Origin of the sequence: Streptomyces sp. UH6 (assembly GCF_013421635.1) — a bacterium.
Taxonomy (GTDB): domain Bacteria; phylum Actinomycetota; class Actinomycetes; order Streptomycetales; family Streptomycetaceae; genus Streptomyces; species Streptomyces abyssomicinicus.
In genome coordinates this window covers 1-1,094 of the sequence record NZ_JACADT010001397.1, presented here as the reverse complement: position 1 = coordinate 1,094, position 1,094 = coordinate 1, and the positions used below count along the sequence as shown (strand labels likewise).

General features: G+C 74.8%; 1 protein-coding gene. It reads right to left on the bottom strand.

Annotation, left to right across the window (positions count from 1 at the left end; genetic code table 11):
• Positions 1-1,094, bottom strand: a 1,094-nt coding sequence (locus HW445_RS32130; protein ID WP_257231440.1) for a condensation domain-containing protein, incomplete at both ends; no start/stop codon positions are given.

The window sequence follows — 1,094 nt, the reverse complement described above, 5'->3', positions numbered from 1 at the left end:
GCGCAGCAGGGCGTCCCGTTCGCCGTCGGTGAGCAGCGGCAGTTCGGCGAGGGTGCGGTGCGGCCCGTCGGCCAGCCCCTCGAGGAGGTGGTGCAGGTGCCGGGCGAGCCGGGCCGCGGTGCGCGGCTCGAAGAGGTCGGTGTTGTACTCGACCGTCAGCTGGCAGCCGCCGTCGGGCGCCGGGGTGAACTCCAGGACGAGGTCGAAGCGTGCGGCGGGCCGCGGAAGCGGGTGCTCCTCGACGCGCACGCCCGCCGCGAGCGGCGGGTGGGCGAGCGGCGTCTGCTGGACGACGAGTGCCTGCACGAGGGGTGTGCGGCTGGGGTCGCGGGGCGGGGCGAGTTCCTCGACCACCCGGTCGAAGGGCGTTCCGGCGTGCGCGAAGGCGTCGAGCACCGTCGACCGCACGGACTCCAGGAACCGGTTGACGGTGAGGGTGTCGTCCACCTCGGTGCGCAGCACGACGGTGTTGGCGAAGAAGCCGGTGACCTCCTCCAGGTCCCGCCGTACGCGCCCGTCGGTGACGGTGCCGAAGGCGACGTCCCGCTGACCGGAGTACCGGGAGAACAGCACGGCCGCCGCACCGGCGAACAGGGTGAACAGGGTGGTCCCCCGGTACCCGGCCGACTCGCGGAGTCTGGCGATCAGACGGGCGGGGATCCGCAGGCGGTGGGCGGCGCCCGCGGTGCCGCGGACGGCCGGCCGCGGGTGGTCGGTGGGCAGGTCCAGCTGCTGGAGGCCCACCAGGTGGCGTTTCCAGTGGGCGAGGTCCTCGGCCTCCTGCTCGCCGGAGCGCCGTTCGTTCTCCCAGACGGCGAAGTCCGGGTACTGCAGCCCGGGCGCGGGCAGGCCGTCGGGCTCTCCCGACGCCTCCGCCCGGTACAGCGCGGTGAGTTCGCGGACCAGCACGCCCACCGACCAGCCGTCGGTGACGATGTGGTGCTGGGCGAGCAGCAGGACGTGGTCGTCGGCGGCGCGGCGCACCAGCAGCACCCGGGTCAGCGGGCCCGACGCGAGGTCGAAGGGGCGGCGCAGTTCCTCGGTGAGCAGGCGTTCGGTCTCCTCGGCGTGGCGTGCGGCGGGCAGCGGCGCGA